General features: G+C 71.2%; 15 protein-coding genes. 7 read left to right on the forward strand and 8 right to left on the reverse strand.

Annotated elements, in window-relative coordinates; all coding sequences use genetic code 11:
* The 3 genes from AP234_RS20430 to AP234_RS20440 are packed head-to-tail and all read right to left on the reverse strand — an operon-like array spanning window position 1 to window position 2,795.
* Entirely contained in the window at window positions 1-1,197 is a 1,197-nt protein-coding gene (locus AP234_RS20430; RefSeq protein ID WP_055481304.1) for a bifunctional RNase H/acid phosphatase, read from the reverse strand.
* Window positions 1,197-1,937 (reverse strand): DUF7581 domain-containing protein, encoded by a 741-nt coding sequence (locus tag AP234_RS20435; RefSeq protein ID WP_055481305.1) that lies wholly within the window; start codon window positions 1,935-1,937, stop codon window positions 1,197-1,199. The genes AP234_RS20430 and AP234_RS20435 overlap by 1 nt, the downstream gene beginning before the upstream one ends.
* Before the next feature lie 9 nt (window positions 1,938-1,946).
* On the reverse strand, window positions 1,947-2,795 hold the full coding sequence (locus tag AP234_RS20440) for a Nif3-like dinuclear metal center hexameric protein (protein ID WP_055481306.1): 849 nt from the start codon (window positions 2,793-2,795) through the stop codon (window positions 1,947-1,949).
* Between the two features lie 96 nt (window positions 2,796-2,891).
* Between AP234_RS20440 and AP234_RS20445 the strand changes: the two genes are divergently transcribed.
* Both AP234_RS20445 and AP234_RS20450 read left to right on the forward strand, forming a co-directional pair.
* Window positions 2,892-3,998 carry a M20/M25/M40 family metallo-hydrolase gene (locus tag AP234_RS20445; RefSeq protein ID WP_200926619.1) on the forward strand — a complete coding sequence of 369 codons (1,107 nt, stop codon included), beginning with the start codon at window positions 2,892-2,894 and terminating at the stop codon, window positions 3,996-3,998.
* A gap of 66 nt (window positions 3,999-4,064) precedes the next feature.
* Window positions 4,065-5,414: a sensor histidine kinase gene (locus AP234_RS20450; RefSeq protein ID WP_235558276.1), complete on the forward strand. Its 1,350-nt coding sequence runs from the start codon at window positions 4,065-4,067 to the stop codon at window positions 5,412-5,414.
* Between the two features lie 12 nt (window positions 5,415-5,426).
* Here the strand turns inward: AP234_RS20450 and AP234_RS20455 are convergent, their stop codons facing one another.
* Both AP234_RS20455 and AP234_RS20460 read right to left on the reverse strand, forming a co-directional pair.
* Window positions 5,427-7,025, reverse strand: coding sequence for a 5-guanidino-2-oxopentanoate decarboxylase (locus tag AP234_RS20455; RefSeq protein WP_055481307.1), 1,599 nt, complete (start codon window positions 7,023-7,025; stop codon window positions 5,427-5,429).
* 73 nt (window positions 7,026-7,098) lie between these two features.
* Window positions 7,099-8,112 carry a 2-hydroxyacid dehydrogenase gene (locus AP234_RS20460; protein WP_055481308.1) on the reverse strand — a complete coding sequence of 338 codons (1,014 nt, stop codon included), beginning with the start codon at window positions 8,110-8,112 and terminating at the stop codon, window positions 7,099-7,101.
* Window positions 8,113-8,373: 261 nt separating this feature from the next.
* On the opposite strand from AP234_RS20460, the gene AP234_RS20465 reads away from it, so the two are divergent.
* Genes AP234_RS20465 through AP234_RS20485 form a run of 5 tightly spaced genes read left to right on the forward strand, consistent with a single transcriptional unit; the run spans window position 8,374 to window position 13,992 of the window.
* Window positions 8,374-10,209 carry an SCO2524 family protein gene (locus tag AP234_RS20465; protein ID WP_055481309.1) on the forward strand — a complete coding sequence of 612 codons (1,836 nt, stop codon included), beginning with the start codon at window positions 8,374-8,376 and terminating at the stop codon, window positions 10,207-10,209.
* The gene (locus AP234_RS20470; protein WP_055481310.1) at window positions 10,210-11,124 is read left to right on the forward strand and encodes an SCO2523 family variant P-loop protein; all 915 of its coding nucleotides are present in this window, start codon (window positions 10,210-10,212) and stop codon (window positions 11,122-11,124) included.
* Complete coding sequence (locus tag AP234_RS20475; RefSeq protein ID WP_200926620.1) at window positions 11,121-12,065, forward strand: SCO2522 family protein; 945 nt, start codon at window positions 11,121-11,123, stop codon at window positions 12,063-12,065. The genes AP234_RS20470 and AP234_RS20475 overlap by 4 nt, the downstream gene beginning before the upstream one ends.
* Before the next feature lie 22 nt (window positions 12,066-12,087).
* Window positions 12,088-13,032, forward strand: a complete 945-nt coding sequence (locus AP234_RS20480; RefSeq protein ID WP_200926621.1) for an SCO2521 family protein — start codon at window positions 12,088-12,090, stop codon at window positions 13,030-13,032.
* A 3-nt stretch (window positions 13,033-13,035) separates the two neighbouring features.
* Window positions 13,036-13,992: a hypothetical protein gene (locus tag AP234_RS20485; RefSeq protein WP_055481312.1), complete on the forward strand. Its 957-nt coding sequence runs from the start codon at window positions 13,036-13,038 to the stop codon at window positions 13,990-13,992.
* On the opposite strand, the gene AP234_RS20490 is transcribed toward AP234_RS20485, so the two are convergent.
* The 3 genes from AP234_RS20490 to AP234_RS20500 form a co-directional block, all read right to left on the reverse strand.
* Window positions 13,955-15,157, reverse strand: a complete 1,203-nt coding sequence (locus AP234_RS20490) for an FAD-dependent oxidoreductase (RefSeq protein ID WP_160330477.1) — start codon at window positions 15,155-15,157, stop codon at window positions 13,955-13,957. The genes AP234_RS20485 and AP234_RS20490 overlap by 38 nt on opposite strands.
* Window positions 15,158-15,356: 199 nt before the next feature.
* On the reverse strand, window positions 15,357-16,910 hold the full coding sequence (locus tag AP234_RS20495) for a glycoside hydrolase family 43 protein (RefSeq protein WP_235558277.1): 1,554 nt from the start codon (window positions 16,908-16,910) through the stop codon (window positions 15,357-15,359).
* A gap of 25 nt (window positions 16,911-16,935) precedes the next feature.
* Window positions 16,936-19,980 carry an endo-1,4-beta-xylanase gene (locus AP234_RS20500; RefSeq protein ID WP_055481314.1) on the reverse strand — a complete coding sequence of 1,015 codons (3,045 nt, stop codon included), beginning with the start codon at window positions 19,978-19,980 and terminating at the stop codon, window positions 16,936-16,938.
* Window positions 19,981-20,136 lie beyond the last annotated feature (156 nt).

The raw sequence follows: 20,136 nt of genomic DNA on the forward strand, positions 1-20,136 counted from the left end.
CTAGGGGAGATGGGCGGTGTCGTTCAGGGCCCGTACGACGGCCGGACCGTCGGCGTAGTAGTCGATCGCCGACAGGCAGGCCAGATCGAGGTGCATCCGGTACATCGACTCCGGCGGGGCGCTCAACGCGAAGCGGAGGAGCAGCTTGATCGGCGTCACGTGGGAGACCGTGAGGACGCATCGGCCCTCGTTCGCCTTGACGATCCGCTCCCTGGCCCGATCGACGCGGCGGGCCGCGTCGGCGAAGCTCTCCCCGCCCGGCGGGGGCACCTCCGGGTCCGCCAGCCATGCCGCGAGCTGCTCCGGCCACCGCTGCTGGACCTCGGCGAACGTGTACCCCTCCCACGCGCCGAAGTCGATCTCGCGCAGGTCCTCGTCCACCTCCACCGGCAGACCGGTCCGTACGGCGACCGCCTCGGCCGTCTGCCTGGCCCGCTTCAGCGGCGAACTCACGATCGCGCCGATCTCGTACGGCTCGCGCGACAGACGCGCGGCGGCGGCCTCCGCCTGGGCCGTGCCGTTCGCGGTGAGCAGGGGATCGCCGAGCCCGGAGAACCGCTTCTCGATCGACAGCGGTGTCTCACCATGCCTGAGCAGCAGCAGCGAGGTGGGCGGCCGAGCCGGGGCAGCCCGCCAACCGGGTGCGCTCCGGGGCCGGGCCGCCGAGGCCGGGCCGGCGTCGGCGTCGGCGTCGGGCGGTTCTGCCGAGGGACCGAAGACTTCGCGGCCGCCGGACGCCGGTTCTGCCGACACGGACTTCGCCTCCCAGGTCTCCCCGCGGGCCGCGGCGTCCATGGCCTCGTTGGCGAGGCGGTCGGCGTGGCCGTTCTGCTCGCGCGGGATCCACCGCCATGTCACCCGGAAGCGCCGGGCCAGGTCGGCAGCCTCCAGGGCGAGCGGCCGCAGGCCCTCGTGCTTGACCTTCCACCGGCCGGCCATCTGCTCGATGACCAGCTTGGAGTCCATCCGCACCTCGACCGACGCGCCCTCGGCGCCGAGCGCGAGCAGGGCACGCAGGCCGGCGATCAGCCCGCGATACTCGGCCACGTTGTTGGTCGCGGTCCCGATCGACTCGGCTACCTCGGCGAGCACCCGCCCGGCCGCGTCCTTGACCACCGCGCCGAATCCGGCAGGCCCGGGGTTTCCCCGCGAGCCTCCGTCGGCCTCGACCACGAACCTTTCGCCGGTAACGGTCATCACAGGCCGGACTCACCCGTGCGGACCAGGATCCTGCGGCACTCCTCGCAGCGGACCACCTCGTCGCGGGCGGCGGCCCTGATGCGGTTCAGATCGGCGATCGACAGGCTGGTGCGGCAGCCGAGGCACCGGCCGCCGTGCAGCATCGCGGCCCCGATGCCCGACTGCTCGCGCAGCTTCTCGTACAGCGCGAGCACGTCGGCGGGAACGTCGCCGGCGATCGGGGGACGCCTCTCCCGCAGCTCGGCGGCCTCCTTGTCGATCTCCGCCAGCGCGGCGTCGCGGCGGTCCTCGGCAGCGCGCAGCGCGGCGGCCGCCTTGTCACGCTCCGACTTGAGCGTGGTCACCTGGGTCTCGGCGGCCTCCCGGCGTTCCATGATCTCCAGTACGACCTCTTCCAGGTCGTCCTGGCGCCGGCGCAGCGACGCTATCTCCGACTGCAGGCTCGCCAGATCCCTGGGCGAGGCGATCTGCCCGGAGTCGAGGCGCTTCTGGTCGCGCTCGGCCCTGGCCCGTACGGTGTCCACGTCCGACTCGGCCTTGGCCTGGTCGCGAGCGAGGTCACCGGCGTCGGTCTCGGCGGCGATGACCCGGGTGGCGAGCGCCGCGAACTGCTTGGACAGCTCGTCGATCTCGGCGAGCTCTGGCAGGGTCCGGCGTCGGTGCCCGAGCCGGTCGAGACCCGCATCGAGCTCCGCCAGGTCGAGCAGACGCTTCTGTGCTTCCGGTGCGGCCTTCATCCCCATCCCTCAAAATGCTCGGGGGTCCAAGTCGGTGGTCGTCGCCGTCCACGCGTCCGTGACGGTGTCGGAGACACGCGCCTCAACAGTAATGCCCCTGGCGGCCAACGCCGACGTCAGTCGCCGGGCGGCGTCGGCGAGCCACGGCCATTCCGTGGCCCAGTGGGCCGCGTCGATCAGGGCCGGCCCCGCGGCGGCCTCCATGTGCTCGCTGGCGGGGTGATGCCGTAGATCGGCGGTGAGGAACACGTCGACGCCGGCGGCGCGGGCCACCCCCAGCAGGGAGTCTCCCGACCCGCCGCACACGGCCACCGTCTCCACCATCCGCTCAAGGTCTCCGGCCACACGCGGCGGCCCCGCCGTACGGGGCAGGCCGGAGGCGGCGCGTACGGCGAACTCGCGCAGCGGCACGGGCGCCGGGAGCACGCCGATGCGGCCGAGCCCCCGCCGGGGATCGTCGGCGGACGGCTGCAGGGGGCGCAGTTCCGAGGTCAGGCCGACCGCACGGGCGAGGGCGTCGGAGACGCCGGGGTCGGCGACGTCGGCGTTCGTGTGCGCGGTGAGGAGGGCGACGCCGCCGCGGATCAGCCGGTGGACGACCCGGCCCTTGAAGGTGGTGGCCGCGACGCTCGTGGTGCCGCGCAGATAGAGCGGGTGGTGTGTGACGAGCAGGTCGGCTCCCCAGCCGAGCGCCTCGTCCACCACGGCCGCCACCGGGTCCACCGCGAACAGGACCTTCCGTACGGACTGGTCCGGGTCGCCGCAGACGAGCCCGACCGCGTCCCAGGACTCGGCCCAGGAGGGGTCGTACATCGCCTCCATCTCCGCGACGACCTCGGCGAGAGAGCAGGAGATCATTGCCACCCGCGCACACTATCGCGCCGCGCGTCCGGGAGCGGCGTGCCGGGTACCGTCCCTGTGACGCCACCTCTCCGGACAAGGACGGACCCAAGGGTGAACCTGGACGCGATGCTGGCCGACCTCGAGGAACTGGTGCTCTGCGAGTCGTACTCCTCCGACCACGCGGCGCTCGCCCGCAGCGCGCGCGTGGTCGCCGCCCAGGGGCGCCGGCTGCTCCAGGCCGAGCCGGAGACGATCGTGATCGAGGGGGTGCCGCACCTGCGCTGGACGTTCGGCACGCCGCGTGTGCTGCTGCTCGGCCACCACGACACGGTCTGGCCGGTCGGCTCGCTGCGCGACCATCCGTGGTCGGTTCGCGACGGGGTCGCGCGGGGTCCCGGCGTGTTCGACATGAAGGCCGGGCTCGTACAGCTCTTCCACGCGGTCGCCGCACTGCCGTCGCCGGACGGGCTCACCGTGCTCGTCGTGGGCGACGAGGAACTCGGCTCGCCGACGTCCCGGCCGCTCATCGAGGCGAGCGCGGCGAACTGCGCCGCGACGTTCGTGCTCGAGGCCAGCGCCGACGGCGGCGCGCTCAAGACCGCGCGCAAGGGCATCTCGCGCTACGAGCTCATCGTGTACGGCAAGGCCGCCCACGCGGGACTCGAACCCGAGCTGGGCGCCAACGCCGGTGTCGAACTGGCCCACCAGATCCTCGCGATCGCCGGCATCGCGGCCCGGGTCCGGTCGTCTTCCGAGGTGGGCATGGTGTCGGTGACGCCGACCATGCTGTCGGCCGGGACCAGCTCCAACACCGTGCCGGCCCTCGGCCGCGTCGCGATCGACGTACGGGTGCCCGACGCCGCCGCCCAGGCACGCGTCGACGAGCTGATGCGCGAGCTCGCCCCCCGCACCCCCGGCACCCGCCTTGAGCTGCGGGGCGGCCCGGGCCGTCCGCCCCTCGATCCCGCCTCCTCCGCCGAGTTGTTCAAGGCGGCCGTCCAGATCGCCGACGAGCTCGGCATCGGCCCGCTGCGCGGGGCGGCGGTGGGCGGCGGCTCCGATGGGTGCTTCACCGCAGGGGTCGGCTGCCCGACGCTCGACGGCCTGGGCGCGGTGGGCGGGGGCGCGCACGCGGCCGGGGAGCACGTCATCGTGGCGGAGATGCCGGCCAGGGCCCGTCTGGTCTCGCGGCTGGTTCAGAGGTTTATTCAGTTTTGATGCCGAATCTCCCTGTATTGGCGGCAGATTGACCTAATGTGATCATCTGGTCACCGGGGGGATCGGGTGAGATTGTGGCAGCGTCGGTCCGTCAGGACCCGCCTGGCGGTCATCGCGGGCGTGGTGATGGCGTTGATGTGCGTCGCCGCGTCGGTGGCCGTGCTGTTCACCGTGCACGGGACCGCGCAGGCGTACACGACCCGGGCCGTCGTGGACACGGCGGAACGGCTGGGCTACGCGTCCGTACATGAGCCGCTGCCGCCGGTGATGCTGGACGAGACGGTCGCGGGCGTGCAGGTGATCGACCGGCGGGGCCGGATCGTGTCGACGACCGCGGGCATCGCCGGACGCCCGAGAATGGCGGACGTCCGCCCGTCCGGGCCCGGCTCCCAGGTGCTCCCCAGCGAGTGCGGGTCGCCCGCCTTCCCCGGCAGATGCATGACCGTCGCGGCCTTCCGCGTCCCGGGCGGGGAGAGCGGGCACGTCGTCTACGCGGCCGACTACGACGTGCCCTGGCATGTCAGCAACCGGCTGCTGGCCACACTCATCTGCATCACGTCCGCGCTGACGGTCCTCACCGCGTGCGGCACGTACCTGGCCGTGCGCAGGGCGCTCGCGCCCGTCGACGCCGTCACGGAGAAGCTCGCCACGATCACGGCGACCGACCTGAGCCGGCGGGTGCCGGTGTCGAAGTTCCGGGACGAGCTGCGGCGGCTGGCCGAGGCCGCCAACCAGACCCTCGACCGGGCCGAGCTCGCGGTCGAGCAGCAGCGGAGGTTCGCCTCCGACGTTTCTCACGATCTGCGCAGCCCGCTGACCGCGATGCGCGCCGAGATCGAGGGGGCGATGCTGGACCCGGAGCACGCCGACTGGCGCGCCACCGGCGATGCCCTGCTGGACAGCCTCGACCGGCTGCAGGCCATGGTCGCCGACCTGCTCCGTCTCGCGAGGCTGGACGCCGGAGCGGCGCAGCCGGAACCGGAACGCATCGACCTGGCCGGGCTCGCCGCCCGCGAGCTGGACCGCCGTCCGCGCAAGGTGGAGGTGGTGCGGGACCTGATGCCCGGAGTGATCGTGACCGGGGACCGGCTGAGCCTGGCCCGCCTGCTGGGCAACCTGCTCGACAACGGCGAGCGCCATGCCGCGTCCATGCTGTGGGTCACGGTACGTCAGGAGGACGGCGCGGCGATCCTCGAGGTGCAGGACGACGGGTCCGGCGTTCCTCCCGAGTGCAGGGAGGTGGTGTTCCAGCGTTTCACCCGGCTGGACCAGGCGCGTGAGAAGGACGCCGGCGGTACCGGCCTCGGCCTGTCGATCGCCCGTCAGATCGCGCAGACCCACAACGGCACGCTGACCATCGAGGACAGCGCGGTCGGCGCCCGGTTCGTCCTGCGACTTCCGGCGGCGCCCCCCTGACCCGGTCGGGCCTCACTCGCCCTCGGGCAGGGCGATCACCGTCGGGAGCGGAGCCCCGAGAGCCTCGACGACGGCGTCCTCGAGCTCGTCCGGGGTCAGCACGGCCCGTCCCCGCGCCCCGTAGGCCCGGGCGAGCGCCGGAAGGTCGGGCCCGTGCAGGTCGACGGCCACCGGGGTCATGCCCTGCCTGGCCATCTCCTCCCTGATCTCCCCGAAGCCGCCGTTGACCGACACCACGATCGGCAGGCTGAGCCGCAGTTCCACGGCCGTGGCCAGCTCCTGCACGCTGAACTGGAACGCGCCGTCGCCGGCCAGCACCATGACCGGCCGGTCCGGCCTGCCCAGCTTGGCGCCGATCGCGGCGGGCAGCGCGAACCCCAGCGTGCCGAACCCCGTCGGGAACAGGAACCGGCCCGGCGGGTCCACGGGCACGGCGACCAGCGCGCCGTGATAGACCATCATCGAGTTGTCGCCGACGAGGATCCCCTCGGGCGGCAGCGCGCGGCGCAGCGCGTCCAGGTGGTCCCCCCACCGGCCGGTGAGCTCGCTCAGCTCCCACCGGTGGTCCGGCGGGTGTGGTACGGCCGCCGCCCCCGGCCGGTGGTCGGCCGGCCCGAGCCGTTCGCACAGGCCCCGCAGGGCGAGCTCGGCGTCCGCCACGATCGCGACGTCGGCGACGTGATCGCCGTACATCTGGCCGGGGTCGACGTCCACCCTGATCAGGCTTCCGGCGAGGGCGAGAGTGTCGTCCCAGAGATCCGCCGGGCCCAGCTCGGTGCCGACGGCCAGCACGACGTCGCATCCGGCGAGCCAGTGCCGTACGGCCTTCAGATGCAGGGTGGCCCCCAGCGCCAGATCGTGGCTCTCCGGCACGGTCCCCTTGCCGTTGACCGTCGTCACCACCCCGGCGCCGACCGCCTCGGCCAGGCGCATGGCCGCACCGCCCACCGGCGATCGGTCGTCTCCCGGCCGCTGGGCGCCGCCGCCGAGCACGAACCCGGGGCGGTGCGCGGCGCGCAGCAGCCGCGCCGCCTCGTCCAGCGCGTCCGGGTCCGGAGCGCGCGGTGTGATCCGGTACGGCGGGGCGATCCTGACGTCACCCCTGGCCGCCAGCAGGTCCACCGGGATCTCGATGTGGATCGGCCGGGGCCGGCCTTCGGCGAACCGGCCGAACGCGCGCGCGACGGCCGCCGGGATCTCCTGGACCGAGGCCACCCGGTGACTCCACTCGCACAGCGCGTCCGCAGCGGCGGACTGCTCCTTGCTCTCGTGCAGGTAGCCGCGGCCCTGACGGGGATGGTCGGTGGGCACGCCCGGCGAGACGATCAGGATCGGCGACGAGTCGGAGTAGGCCTGCGCCATCGCGGTGAGTGCGTTGACCACGCCGGGGCCCGTGGTGGTGAGCACCACCCCCGGCCGGCCGGTCACCCGGGCGTACCCGTCGGCCGCGTATCCCGCACCTTGCTCGTGACGTGGAGTCACGCATCGGATCCCCGCCGGGCCAAGCTCGCCGTAGATCGCGAGGTTGTGCGTGCCCGGGATGCCGAAGACGATGTCCACGCCGTGCAGCCGGAGAGCCTCGACGAGGATCCGGGCTCCGTTGGGCGTCATGATCCATCCGGGGGTCGGGAGAGGACTTCGTAATAGCCTTGCCCTTCCCTGTAATCCCATACGCCTTTCGAAGTCAGGAATTTCCGCCGTGTTTTCCCACGGCGTGCTCGTCGGCTCCGGTGGACAGCACGTTTTCGATGGATCGGACCGCCTGGAGCACCATCCGGTCCATGGCCTCCCGGGTATGGGAGGCGATATGGCCGGTGACGAGGAGCCGTTCACCGAAGGTCTCGAGCAATTTGGCCGCGATCCGCGAGTTCCGGTCGTAGAAACCATCGAAAACGGCTGTGCCGACGCGTTCGTCGCTCATGACCTCATATAGCGCGTCCGGGTCGACGACGGCCGGCCGGGCGGTATTGATCAGAACGGCCCCCGGACGCAATCGCTTCAGCACCTCGACGCCGACCATGGATCTCGTCTCCGCCGTGCAGGGGACCATGACGACGAGGATGTCGCTGCGCTCGGCCAGTTCGAGCAGGGGAAGGAAGGACAGGCCGAGCCGCTTCTCGACGTCGCGCCTCCTGGTGCGGCTGAAGTAGGCGACGTCCACGCGGAAGGCACGCAGGATCTCCGCGATCCTGGCGCCGTTCGCCCCCAGTCCGATGATGCCGACGGTGCGGGAGCTCAGCTCGTGCGGCAGTTCCTCGGGACGGCGCCAGTACGGATATCGGTCGCCGAGATGGCGCCCGATGTTCCGGTTGGCGTTGATGATCTGCCCTATCGTGAGCTCGACCACTGATTCCGTGGCCGCCCGCGGCGTGCTGGTCACGACGATCCCGAGCTCGTCGGCCGCCGCCACGTCGACGAAGTTCTCATAGCCCACGCCCAGGAACGCGACGACCTTGAGCGTCTCCCGCGCGCTCCGCAGCGCCTCGGCCGTGGCCCGTTCCTCGCCCCCGTGGACGTAGGCCACGGCGCCGCGCAGGCCGCGGATCAGCTCCTCCTCCGTCAGCGGCTGGATCGGCTTCGACGGCACCAGCAGGCCATGTCCGCGCAGCGGCGCGAACAGCGACATGTCCATGCCCGCTCCGGTGACCAGGACCGTCCCGCCCATCGTCGTCATCTCTCCGACGAAGTCCCGCACCATCACACTATGGTCCGGTATATCCCCGATCGCCGCCGTTTGGGACATTTCCGTCTCTCAAAATTAGGCATTCATGTCGTCTCTGCTCATCTGCATCTGTGCTAGCACGATGAGCCGGGCAACGGCGAAATCTCACCGATGGTCCAGGCGACGGAGCAGTGAACCAATGATATAAGGGTCGTGTAGCCCCTAGTACATCTTCCCGCCAGTGAACAGGTCATTGAACCGTTCGAAAAGGGTCCGACCGTACAGAAAGGCTCACAGATGAAGTTTCAGCCGCGCCAGCAGCTTCTGGATGTCTGGGAGGCGGCCGCCCGAGCTTCGTACCGCGACGGCGTGTGGACCTGGGGCGGGCGGGACGGGTCGAACTCCATCTCCGACGCCGAACAGCTTCTGTGCTTCCTTTACCCCGCCTCCGAACTGCCGGGCTTCCGGCTGGACACGCCGGACGAGACCGCCGACGACGTGCTCGCCGCGCTGGCCCTGCTCGGCGACTCGGTCGAGATCCCCAAGCTGCTGCTGAAAGTGATCGGACAGTACCTGCGGAAGTACACCGCGGACGACGGGCGGCCGCTGTTCTCCGGCGGGAGCTATTTCCGCACCGCCGACCCCGACGTCAAGCCCACCCCGGAACAGCTCCAGCTCGACATGGTCGACTCCTTCTCCATGTCGGTCACGCTCGCGCTGTCCACCCTCGGCTTCCTCAAGGTCTTCAGGCAGAGCGTGCGCAGGCAGTCGCTGCGCGCCGAGATCCGGGAGCTGGAGGAGCTGGCGAGCAGGCGCCTGACCGCGGCCATGGTGGGCCTGCTGCGCAGCTTCTCGGTGAACGCCTTCGAGCCCGGCTCGCCGGCCGGCCGCGCGCTGATGCGGACCGTCAACCAGACCGGGGCCCCCGACCGCCGGGTGCTCGACGACCTGCGGCGCGCGCTGCGCCCGGTGCGTGCGGGTCTGCGGGACCTCACGATCGGATCCGGCAGCCAGGTCGACCTCGACAACGAGAACCTGCTGTTCGAATGCGGGTGGACGTGGGGCATCGTGAAGGACTCCCCCGAGGTTCCCGTCCCGCTCGACATCGGTTCCCAGCCCAAGGGCGTGGCGGCCGACGCGCCGTTCCTCTACTTCACCGTCAACGCCCTCGTCGGCATCGCCGACCTGTTCTCCGAGCGCACCCGGGTGCTCGGCCTGCTCGACGACCCCCAGCAGACGCTCGCGCAGGCCATCCAGCGCCGGTGGGACCTCACCCAGCTCTACTGGCGGACGATCGCCATGTACGGCCGCGGCCCCTGGCCGTTGCAGGACATCCCGTGGAAGACCACGGACGAGAAGGAGTCGGAATACTACAGCCTCGGCGTCACCGCGATGGTGGTGCAGAGCCTCGTCAACAACCGCGCGGCCGACGTCGACTTCGGCCGGGTGGCGGACGTGCTGCAGGAGCTGGCCGTGCGGGCCAGGATCATCCGCAGGGCGGTGCCCGGGGACCATTCGGTCTCCATGCACTTCCCCGGCGTCTCGATCAACATGATCGGCTCGGAAGAGCTGGGCCCGAGGTTGACGTGGGTCGTCTCCGACTTCGCGATCACGCTGCTCAAACGGACGATCTGGGCCGCGTCGATCGTGCAGAACACCCATACCAGAGAGCGGCTCCTCGGGCTCGCCGACCAGATCTGGCGGCACGTCTCGATGCGACGGTGCTCGGCCGGCCGGGCGCGGGGGCTGTGGGACCAGCCGGGCAACGTGTTCGGCGGCGTCGACGCCCAGCCGGAGGAACCCTCCTGGTACTTCAGCGAGCGGGTCGTCGAGTTCCTCGTGGCGGCGACCCAGGCCAGGAGCGATCCTCCCCTGCGCAACCCCCGGCTCGTCGAGCTGGCGTACGAGATGCTCGGCGAGGCGGAGCACCTGCTGGATCAGGAGCTGGTCCTGCGTCCGCTGATGGCCGGGCAGACGATCCAGCCCAAGCTGCGCGGCATCCAGGCCGCGCTCCAACGGGCCAGGACGATCGCCGGGGAGCGGCCCGCGACGGCCCAGGCGCTGATCTACGACGCCCTGCTCGACCTCGAGCGGCTGGCCACCGCGCGCGACAACGCGGCGGAGGCCATGTAGATGCTGGTTTTCGCGATCTCCGACAAGGGCGGGACCGGACGCTCCGTCACGAGCACGAACGTCGCCTACCGGCATGCCCTCCAGGGCAACGACGCCTGCTACCTGGACTTCGACTTCGGCTCTCCGACGGCCGGTGCGATCTTCAGTGTGAGCTCGGTGGCGCGCGGCACCCGCTCCGGCGGGCTGCACGAGTACCTGCGGGGCGAGCTCGCCGAGCCGCAGCGGATCGACGTGTGGGCGGAGTCCGACCGGGAGGGGCTGCGCGTCAAGCCACCCGGAGCCGGACGGCTCGTGCTGCTCCCCGGCAGCGAGGGCGGGGGCGAGCTGTCCTCGGTGGACGAGGAGATGGTGCACAGGTGCGTCCAGCTCTTCGGTCGGCTGGAGGAGGAGTTCGATCTGTGCATGGTGGACGTGAGCGCGGGGCGCTCGTTCACCGCCGAGATGGTCCTGCGAGCCACCGCACGGCTGCCCGCCGTCCCGTTCCGCTGGCTGGTCTACCACCGGTGGACGCGCCAGCACATCATCGCGGCCGACGGCCTCGTCAACGGGACCGACGGGCTGCTCGACGCCGGCGCGCGGTTCGGGCACGACCCGGAGGTCCTGCGCGACCGGATCCGCTTCGTCCGCACCGCGGTGCTCGAGTCCGAGGCGGCCGAGCTCGTCGGCCTGCGCGACGAGCAGCGGGCCTGGCTGAGCGCCTACGACGGCGAGCTGCGCGAGCTCGCGGGCCGTCACGGCGTCGGCCGTACGAACATGCTCGGCAAGGTTCCGCTCGACCCGATCCTCCAGTGGCGGGAGCAGCTCATCTCCGACGAGGACGTGCTGGCCAGCAAGATCGCGAATGCCGAGACGGCCGCCGCGTTCGAGGACCTGGCCAAGAAGATCATGGACGACAGCGCGTGGGAGGGACTGTGACACCCGTGAACGCGATGTTCGGCGAGGTGACGGCGGAGCGGCGGATCGCCGCCGCGCCCCTCTCCCACGTGTCCGTCGAGCTCGGGCACCTCTACATGGAGGACTTCGAGGCCGGTCCCGACCGGCTGCGCCGGCTGTTCCGCCGGGTCGCCCCCTGGGCCGGGGCCGTACGGTCGACCTGGGAGGAACGGATGCCCGGGCGGCAGGCGAGGGTCAGCACGTGCTTCCTCGTCGACGACTACTTCAGCCGCTTCAGCTCTCCGGCGGAGTCCGTGCCGATGGTCCTCGACGCCGCGGCGGACAGCGGCCTGTCCATCGACTACCTCGCGCGGGAGTCGGCCTGCGCCGAGCCCGCCGGGCTGGTCGAGGACCGGCTCGTCGACGACCCGCCGCCGGGCGCCAACGGGTCGCGCCCGCCGGTGAAGGAGACGGGCTGGCTCTGCAACGGCATGCGCTCGCCCCAGGCGGGGGCCGCCGTACAGGCGATGGGCAAGGCCCAGCGGTGGGCGCCACCGGCCCAGAACGCCAAACGCGGTCACTCGATCTTCGTCGACGTGGAGCTGTGGGACGAAAGCGGGCAGCACCGCACCTGGTCGTGTCCGTTCCTGGCGGCCGTCTGGCAGCTCCTGCGGCTCGGGCTGCTGCGCGACGCGGGCCGGCTGCCGCTGCGGCCTGTGCCGAGGCCGTCGGCCTGGCCCACCGACTGGGACGCGCTGCCTCCCATCGTCCAGCTGAACGAGCAGGCTCCGCCGTTCACCGCCTACACCACCATGTCCGTCCTGTCCTCCCGGTTCCTGCCCGTCGAGCTGGCCGTGCGCACGATCCTCAGCCAGGTCGCGGTCGACGCCGAGGTGCTGCGCCAGGTGGCCGGCCGGAGCGAGGGCGAGGGCATCCGGCTCGACGAGGAGATCGTCGACCGCATCTCCTATGTCTTCACCTAGAGAACCGGATCCGATGCTGGTCATGGGGGAAGTCCACACCGGGCTGCTGCAGAACTCGGGGGAGGTCACCGCCTCCGCGTGCGGCCGGCTCCTCGGCCTGCTCGCGGGCGAGACCGTGCGCGTCTCCCGGCGCCCGATCGTCCACGCGGTGTCACCGGACCGGCTGACCGGGGTCGACTGCCACCTCCCCTCCGCGTCCCGATCCCGGGTGAGAGGCGTCGGGACGGTGCTGACCCGGTGCTCGATCACCGGCGGCCGGGTCGTCCAGGGCTCCTCCCACGTCCGGATCGTGCGCGCCACCGTCGACCGCCGCCTGCCCTGGTCGCACTACCTGGCCAGGCCTGGGGTCATCGAGGTGCTCGGGAAGGCGAAGGCGCACGACCTCGCCGACGGGTTCACCGATGAGGCGGACGGACAGAACGGCATTCCCGCGCAGCGAGGCTCCTCGGGCTCGCCTCTCCTCGATCTCGGCGCGATCAGCGGCAGGTTCGTCGACCTGGTCCAGTCGTCGCCGCTCCTCGATCGCCGGGCCCCCTTCAAGATCCCGCGGACCCGCCTGCGCTGGGTGGCGGAGAGCGGTGCGCCGGGCATCCGCTTCACCCTGCACAACGATCGGTTACGCACGCTGCGCCTGGTCCACCCCGGGGAGTTCACGCCGGCCGTCGCCGACCTGTGCGAGGACCTGGCGCTGCACGACTGGCTGCTGACGACGCTGCTGGTGATCGTCGAGCGGGCGCTGACCGGCGGCGCGCCGAGATCGGACGCCGTGACCAGGCTGACCCCGGCGGTCGACCACCTCCTGCACCTGTGGATGCCGGCCGCCCGGGTCGACCAGGCGCTCGTCCCGCTGTGGGAGAGCCTGGAGCGGCACCCCGGATTCACCCGGCAGTGGCGGTCGCTGGTGAACCGCGTCCGCGACCAGATCTCGATCGACATGCTGACCCTTCTCACCAGAAAAGGTGGGTGATAGATGGCGGCGCCGATCAGATTTCGGGTGAACCGCGAATTGGTTCCGCGCACCCTGCGCAAATTCCTCATCACGGCGGCCGTCGGGGTCCCCACGTACTTTCTCACCGACGACGACGGGCCTTTCATCGGCACCAAAGAGTCGCCCAAAGCGTGGGGGATCATCCTCACGGTCTTCATCAGCGCCGTGGTCTTCGTCGTGCAATACCTCATCGAGGTCGACAAACAGCTGGAGACGCTGCGCCAGGAGGTCGCGTCGGGCCTGTCCCGGATCAACGAGGCGACCGAGCTGTTCGGGTTGGTGGAGGAGTCCGCGGTGCAGACGGACGTGGTCACGCAACTCGTGCGCAACGCGACGAGGGTCGACAAGGAGATGCCCACCCTGGTCCAGGCCTTCGCCCAGTGGGAGATCGCGAGGATCTCCACACTCCTGCGGGAGCTCGGGGAGGGAAACGTCATCTACGAGGGCGAGGACCGCGACTGGCTGCTCGGTCTGGCCCACAACACGCAGCACAGCCTGGACGCGCTCAGCCTCAACGTCGTGGACCAGGGACCGAGCGAGTTCGACGGGGGGTTCTGGACGACCGACGCGGGCCAGCGCTATCTGGACCTGCAGCGCGACCGGATCCGCGACGGGGTGCGAATCCGCCGGATCTTCTTCGTGGACAGCCCGGAACGGCGCACATCGGAGGTGTTCCGGCGCATCTGCAAGATGCACTCGGAGATCGGCGTCCAGGTGCGCATCCTCACGCCCGCGCATCTCACGAGCCCCCTGGGCGTGTTCGATTTCATCGTCTTCGACCAGGTGCTCAGCTACGAGGTGACCCCCTCGACACCGCAGGTGGGTGAGATCGCCACGCACACGTTCGTGCACACGCTGCTGGTGCTGGAGCCGCCCAGGGTGCGGCAGCGGATCGAACGCTTCAAGGAGTTGTGGGAGCTGGCGTCTCCGCCGGAATGACCGGGACGAACTCGCGGTCGGGACGGCAGACGCCCAGCAGTTCCCGGGTCTCCACATCGGCTTCGCCGGCGAGGACGGCCGCGACCAGTTCTGCGGTGACGGGAGCGAGTGTGACGCCCAGCCCGCTGTGGCCGGTGGCGGCGAGGACGCGCCCGTGCTCGCCGGTGTAGCCGATGATCGGGATGTGGTCGGTGCTGCCCGGCCGCAGCCCGGCCCAGCTCCGCTCGATCGGCCAGGTCGCGGCCTGCGGCATCAGGGCGCGCACCCCGCGCAGGATCTCCTCGCGAGCACGGGTGGTGACCGTCACGTCTCCCACGTGGGGCTCATAGGTCACGCCCATGGCGACCCTGCCGTCCCGCCGGGGCACCAGGTACGGATAGCCCTCGAAATCGCCGTCCCTGATCTCGGCGAAGATGTGGTGGCGCAGCGGGTAGCCGGTGCTTCCGGGAGGCCGGGTGTCGAAGGCCTCGCCCTTGATGGGATAGAGGTGCCGGCGGTGGTCGGGCAGGAATCGGCCGCTGCCGCAGCCGGCGGCCACGACCACCGTCCCGGCCGAGACGTGGGTGCCGTCGTCGAGGCGGATCTCGGCGGAACCGGGCAGCTCCGCGAGGTGTTCCGCCCGCGCCCCGGTCCGTACGCGGATCGGCCCGGCCTTTCCGGCGAGCGCCGTACGCAGCGCGCCCATCAGCTCATGCGGGTCGAGCGCGAGCTCGTCCGGCAGCAGGAACCCCCCGACGACGGCGTCGCTCAGCAGCGGTTCGAGCTCCCTGACCTCCGCGCCGGTGAGCTGTTCCACGGCGAACGGCGACCGCCGCCACTTCGGCAGGACCTCGTTCTTCAGGCGGTCCATCTCGGTGTCGTCGAGCGCGACCTGCAGATCACCCCCCGCCAGCAGGGGCACCGCCACACCGGAGATCGCGCCGATCTCGGCCAGCCAGTCGGGATACAGGTCGCGGCTGCGCTTGATCACAGCGCTCAGCGGCCCCAGGCAGGAGGGTTCCGTCTGGGTGAGGATGCCGCCCATGGCGGCCTCGGAGGCCCCCTGGCCCAGCCGCGGCCCGGCCTCGACGAGGAGGACCGTCCGGCCTTCTGAGCCGAGCCTGTGGGCGATCGCACAGCCGATCACACCGCCACCGATTATCGCGACATCGCAGGTTTCACGCACGCGTCGTCTCTCCCAATGCTCCGCCGGACCGCCCGTCAATTCGAAAGTAGGCGAGGCCGGGACGTTCCGGAAAGGTCACATAGGAGTGGCCCGAGGGGAAGGGTATCCCCCGGCGATGCGCCCACGCTGGAACTCCACGCCATCGTGCCGAATTGGAGTCCCACACCATTCGGCATTGTCGCCATCGGCCCGCAGGCCATCAGAGCGGGAGATATTCGAACCAGTCGAATTCGGCCGTATTGCCGCTCGGGCGGCCATTGGAGCTGGCGTACATGCCGATATAGGCGCCGGTGAAGCCGCCGGCGACCGACGTGCCGAGGATCCTGCCGTCCACCGGGTCGCCGAGATCGCGCCACTGCCCCGGCGCCTCTGCGTAGCGCGCCTGGTACTCCTGCCCCCGTGCCTCCACGCCCAGCCAGATCCTGCCGGGCCGCCCGTTCCACGCGGCGGACAGGGGCGTACGGGCCCGTACGGCTTCGACGCCCGCCTCGCGCCGGACCAGTTCCAGGCCGCGTGCGGTCACCACGATCAGCACGTGGAAGTCGTCGCTGCGCACGAGCGCCAGGCCGGCGCACTCTCCCGGCCCGGGCGTGAAGTCCAGCGCCGTGTGCGCGGCGAAGTCCATGTGCTGCTGCCGCCGCGCGATCAGGCTCGGGTTGGTCCGCTGGGCGAGCGTCTGCGGTCGCAGCCGCAGCCGCAGCCGGCCGTCGCCCAGGCTCCAGTACGGCTCGCGCGGCGTGCGCAGATGGTTCCACACGGGCGACAGCCGTACCGTGTCGAAGTGGTCGCAGGCCGGAGCGGCGGGCCAGCGGTGCTCGGGCAGCGCGGGGGCGGTGGCCGTCTCGGCGACCGGGTCCGCGATCGGCCAGCCGTCCTCCCAGCGGACCGAGGTGAGGAACGTCTCCCGGCCGAGGTTGTCGCCGCCGCCGTAGGGGCGGACCGCGAGCAGCACCATCCACCAGTCGCCGTCCTGGGTCTCCACCAGATCGGCGTGGCCCGTGCAGGTGATCGGGTGATCACGGCCGAGATGGCGGTTGGTGAGGATCGGGTTGCGCGGGCAGGGCTCGTACGGCCCGGCGACGTGCTCCGATCGCGCGATCATCACGGCGTGGTCGTGAGAGGTGCCGCCCTCGGCGGTCAGCAGGTAGTAGCGCCCGTCGATCTTGTAGATGTGCGGGCCCTCGGACCAGACGCCGCCGCGCTGCAGCGCATCCCAGACGACCCGCTCCTCGCCCAGCGGGCGCAGCGTCACCGGGTCGAGCTCCCGGAGCCAGATCTCGGTGTCGCCGGGGTGGCGGGGCTCCGCCTTCTCCCGTGCGCCGCAGACCCACACCCTGCCGTCGTCGTCGAACAGCAGGGAGGGGTCGATGCCGCCGATGCCGGGCAGCCAGTGCGGGTCGCTCCACGGACCGGCGGGATCGGTGGCGGTGACGACGAAGTGGCCCGGCCCGCCCACGAGCGTGGTGATCACGTAGAACACCCCGTCGTGGTGGCGGATCGTCGGCGCGTAGACGCCGCCGGAGGCCCGTACGCCGTCCAGATCGAGCTGGGACGGGCGGTCCAGCACGTGGCCGAGCTGCCGCCAGTCGACCAGATCCCGGCTGTGGAAGATCGGCACCCCGGGGAACCACTCGAAGCTGGAGGTGACGAGGTAGTAGTCGTCGCCCACCCGGCACACCGAGGGGTCGGGGTGGAACCCCGGGATGATCGGGTTGCGGAACCCGCGGCAGATCTCGGTCATACGCTCGATCACGGGATCGGTCATAGCGGCCCCCGGCTCACGGCAGCACGCCGCTGAGCCGGAGCACCCCCCAGTGGCTGGTGTCGAGGTAGCCGCGGCCGGTCGCGTCGTTCCAGGTGACCGCGCTCGTACGGGCGGCGCCGGTGGCGTCGTTCACCTGTACGTCGAAGCCGAGCAGGCCGCCGACGCCGAGCCTGACCGTGGGCAGCTTGATCGCGGCCTCGACCACGTATCCGCCGGGGACGGTCCTGGCGGCCGCCGTCACGTTGTCCCTGACCCCGACGGCGTCGAAGGTGCCGCCGACGGTCACCCTGCCGGAGAAGCCGATCCGATACTGGCCGTCCTCGTCGCCGTATCCCTTGGTCTTGCCGTTCTCGGGGTCCACGAAGATCTCCACCGAGTCCTGCGCCCACGGGTCCGGCGACTCCTCGCTCAGCGTGGGGTCGGTCACCCGGGCCAGGACGTACAGGGTGTCCCGGCCCCACATGGCCCGCACCCGCGCGGTGGCGCCCGACGTGCCCTGGATCCAGGTCCGGGTCGTGATCTCCGGGGCCCGCGCCCACGCCAGGTCCGTCTTCCCGTCGACGACGGGGGTGCCGCCGGGCAGGGGCAGGGTGCGTGGGGCGGTGGTGACCTTGACGGCGGGCGTGAACGTCAGCCGTCCGGTCCAGGAGATGTCCGTGCCCCCCTTGGCCGCGTCGCGCACGGTCACGTCGAGATCGGTGGCCGTGCCCGAGGGCAGCAGCGCCTCGACGCGGTATCCGCCGCCGATGGGCAGCGCCGCCGCGGTGACGCCCCGGTCATGTGCGCCGTTCCGCTTCACCGTGTACGGCTTGCCGCCAATGGTGAAGGTGACGCGGTCGTCCCGGTCGTGCGTGGCGTCCCGCACCTCGGCCATGACGTACAGCCCGGCCTTGGCCGAGCGGACCTGGAAGCCCGCGGAGACGCCGCCCACCTTGGCGATCGGCGTGTCGGGCAGCAGGTCCCACTCGAGGTCGCGGCGGCCGTCCACCCTCGGCATGCCGGCCGGGGCCTCCAGCTTGCGCACCAGGGGCGGCAGCTCGGCGGGGTCGACGATGCCCCAGTAGGCGGGCTTGGCCTGCAGCTCGTCGTCGAACGGCAGCGGCGTGTTCAGCCGGGTGATCGGGAAGGTCGACAGCCAGGTGGCGTCGTCGGCCAGGCCCCAGATGGTGACCGAGCCGATCTGCTCACGGTGCCGGCGGAAGACGTCGAACAGCTCCTTGTACCGGTAGCCCTGCTCGGCGGTCACCTCGTCGGGCACCCTGTCGTAGGTGGAGACGAAGTCGGTGTAGACGCTGACGTCGAGTTCGGTGATGTGCTGGTCGACCCCGAGCCCGGCGAACTTCTCGATCGTGTCCTCGACGCTGGACGCGGGCGGATACTCGATGTTCAGGTGGAGTTGGTGGCCGACGCCGTCGATCGGCACGCCCTCGGCCTTCAGCTTCTTCACCAGGTCGTACAGCGCCTGCCGCTTGCGCGGGAACTCGGTGTTGTAGTCGTTGATGAACAGCTCGGCGTCCGGGTCGGTCTCGTGGGCGACGCGGAAGGCGGTCCTGATGAAGTCGAGGCCGGTGATCTGGTACCACTTCGAGCGGCGCAGGCCGTCCGGCTGGTTCTCGTCGATCACCTCGTTGACCACGTCCCAGGCCGCGATCTTGCCCTTGTAGCGGCCGACGAGGGTCTTCACGTGGTTCTCCAGCCGCCGCAGCAGCAGCGCCTTGTCCGCCGGGGAGTCGGTGAGATCCCGGTCGCCGTCCTTGAACACCCAGTCCGGCGTCTGGCTGTGCCAGGCGAGCGTGTGGCCGCGGACCGTCAGGCCGTGCTCGACGGCGTAGTCCACCAGGTGGTCGCCCTCGGCCAGGGTGAACTCGCCCTCGCGCGGCTCGGTCGCGTCCCACTTGAGCGCGTTGCCCGGGGTGATCCCGCTGTAGTGCTTGAGCAGCAGCCGGCTGTGCTCGCCGATGGTCTGCGGGCGCTCGACCGCCGCGCCCATCGTGAACGGCACCTCGTCCTTGAGCGAGGGGATGTCGGTCTCGATCGGCTTCGGCTCGATGTACGACATCGTGAAGTCGTCGAGGTAGAACGGGAAGGTGCCGCTGTCGGACTCCACGTAGACGCTGAGGAAGTCCACGTCGTAGGCGAGCGTGTAGGTGCCCTTGAGCTCCACCCACTCCCCGGCCGGGATCGCGGCGGGCGCGGCCACCCGCTCATAGGACGGCGTGCCGTCCGTACGCCGCTCGACCGACAGGCCCAGCCTGCCGCCCGCCTCGGCGCCGGGGCCGAGCCGCACCCAGGCGCTCAGCGTGTACTTCGAGCCCTTGGCCATCTTCCCGAGCACGCTGATCGCCGGGCCGTCCCAGGAGGCCGACCGGTCGGTCACGGCGAGGCTGCGCGAGCCCCCGTGCGCCGCGTCCGTGGTCGTGGCGAGCGAGGCGGAGGCGCGCGGCGACCAGCCCTGTGCGGTGCCGCTCTCGAAGTCGGTCGAGAGCCCCGAGCGCGACGGGTCGCTGTCGGAGGTGATGACGATGTCGTCGAGGTAGAACCGGGTGGCCGCGTCGGAGCTCTCCGCGTAGAGCTGCAGGCCCGTCGAGTCGGCGCCGAACGTGTACGTCCCCGACAGCTCGACCCAGCCGGCGTCGGTCACCGTGCCGGCGGCGACCCGCTCGTAGGTCGTGTCGCCGCCGTCGGGAGTGCGCTGCACGGTCAGCGCGATCGTGGCGCTGGGCTCCCCGCTCACCAGCCGGGCGAAGGCGGTCACCGAGTAGGCGACCCCCTTCTCGAAGGGCGGGGTGATGGACGCGCCATGCCAGGTGGCGGTCCGTCCGGAGGTGAGCAGGGAGCCGGTCCCCGAGTGAGCGGCGTCGGAGGTCACGGTGACCGTGACCCCGTCGCCGCGCGGCCCCCATCCCTGGGTGGTGCCGTCCTCGAAGTCGTACTTCGCGATCTGCGTCGCCGCCTGTGCCGTCGCCACCCGTGCCGTCGCCTGCCCGGCCGGAAGCAGGACCACGGAGAGACACAGGGACATCAGCAGGCTCAGCAGGGCCGCCGCGGGTTTGCGCATGGGGTCTCCTCGGGGGGACAGGAGAGGGACGGGATGAGGTTCGTGGTCCAGCATCATCGGAATGCAGGGAGCGGAGCGGGAGGGAGCGAGGACCGCACGCGAAGCCCCGCAAAGCGGGCTTCGCAGCGGACCGGAGCTTCCTCCCAGCGCGGCGAC

The organism is Sphaerimonospora mesophila (assembly GCF_001417795.1).
GTDB lineage: Bacteria > Actinomycetota > Actinomycetes > Streptosporangiales > Streptosporangiaceae > Sphaerimonospora > Sphaerimonospora mesophila.

What these genes read in the sequence shown, in the direction of transcription:
- AP234_RS20430 (WP_055481304.1), bottom strand. Translation starts at nt 1,197, where the DNA reads ATGACCGTTACCGGCGAAAGGTTCGTGGTCGAGGCCGACGGAGGCTCG.
- AP234_RS20435 (WP_055481305.1), bottom strand. Translation starts at nt 1,937, where the DNA reads ATGAAGGCCGCACCGGAAGCACAGAAGCGTCTGCTCGACCTGGCGGAG.
- AP234_RS20440 (WP_055481306.1), bottom strand. Translation starts at nt 2,795, where the DNA reads ATGATCTCCTGCTCTCTCGCCGAGGTCGTCGCGGAGATGGAGGCGATG.
- AP234_RS20455 (WP_055481307.1), bottom strand. Translation starts at nt 7,025, where the DNA reads ATGACGCCCAACGGAGCCCGGATCCTCGTCGAGGCTCTCCGGCTGCAC.
- AP234_RS20460 (WP_055481308.1), bottom strand. Translation starts at nt 8,112, where the DNA reads ATGGTGCGGGACTTCGTCGGAGAGATGACGACGATGGGCGGGACGGTC.
- AP234_RS20465 (WP_055481309.1), top strand. Translation starts at nt 8,374, where the DNA reads ATGAAGTTTCAGCCGCGCCAGCAGCTTCTGGATGTCTGGGAGGCGGCC.
- AP234_RS20470 (WP_055481310.1), top strand. Translation starts at nt 10,210, where the DNA reads ATGCTGGTTTTCGCGATCTCCGACAAGGGCGGGACCGGACGCTCCGTC.
- AP234_RS20480 (WP_200926621.1), top strand. Translation starts at nt 12,088, where the DNA reads ATGGGGGAAGTCCACACCGGGCTGCTGCAGAACTCGGGGGAGGTCACC.
- AP234_RS20485 (WP_055481312.1), top strand. Translation starts at nt 13,036, where the DNA reads ATGGCGGCGCCGATCAGATTTCGGGTGAACCGCGAATTGGTTCCGCGC.
- AP234_RS20500 (WP_055481314.1), bottom strand. Translation starts at nt 19,980, where the DNA reads ATGCGCAAACCCGCGGCGGCCCTGCTGAGCCTGCTGATGTCCCTGTGT.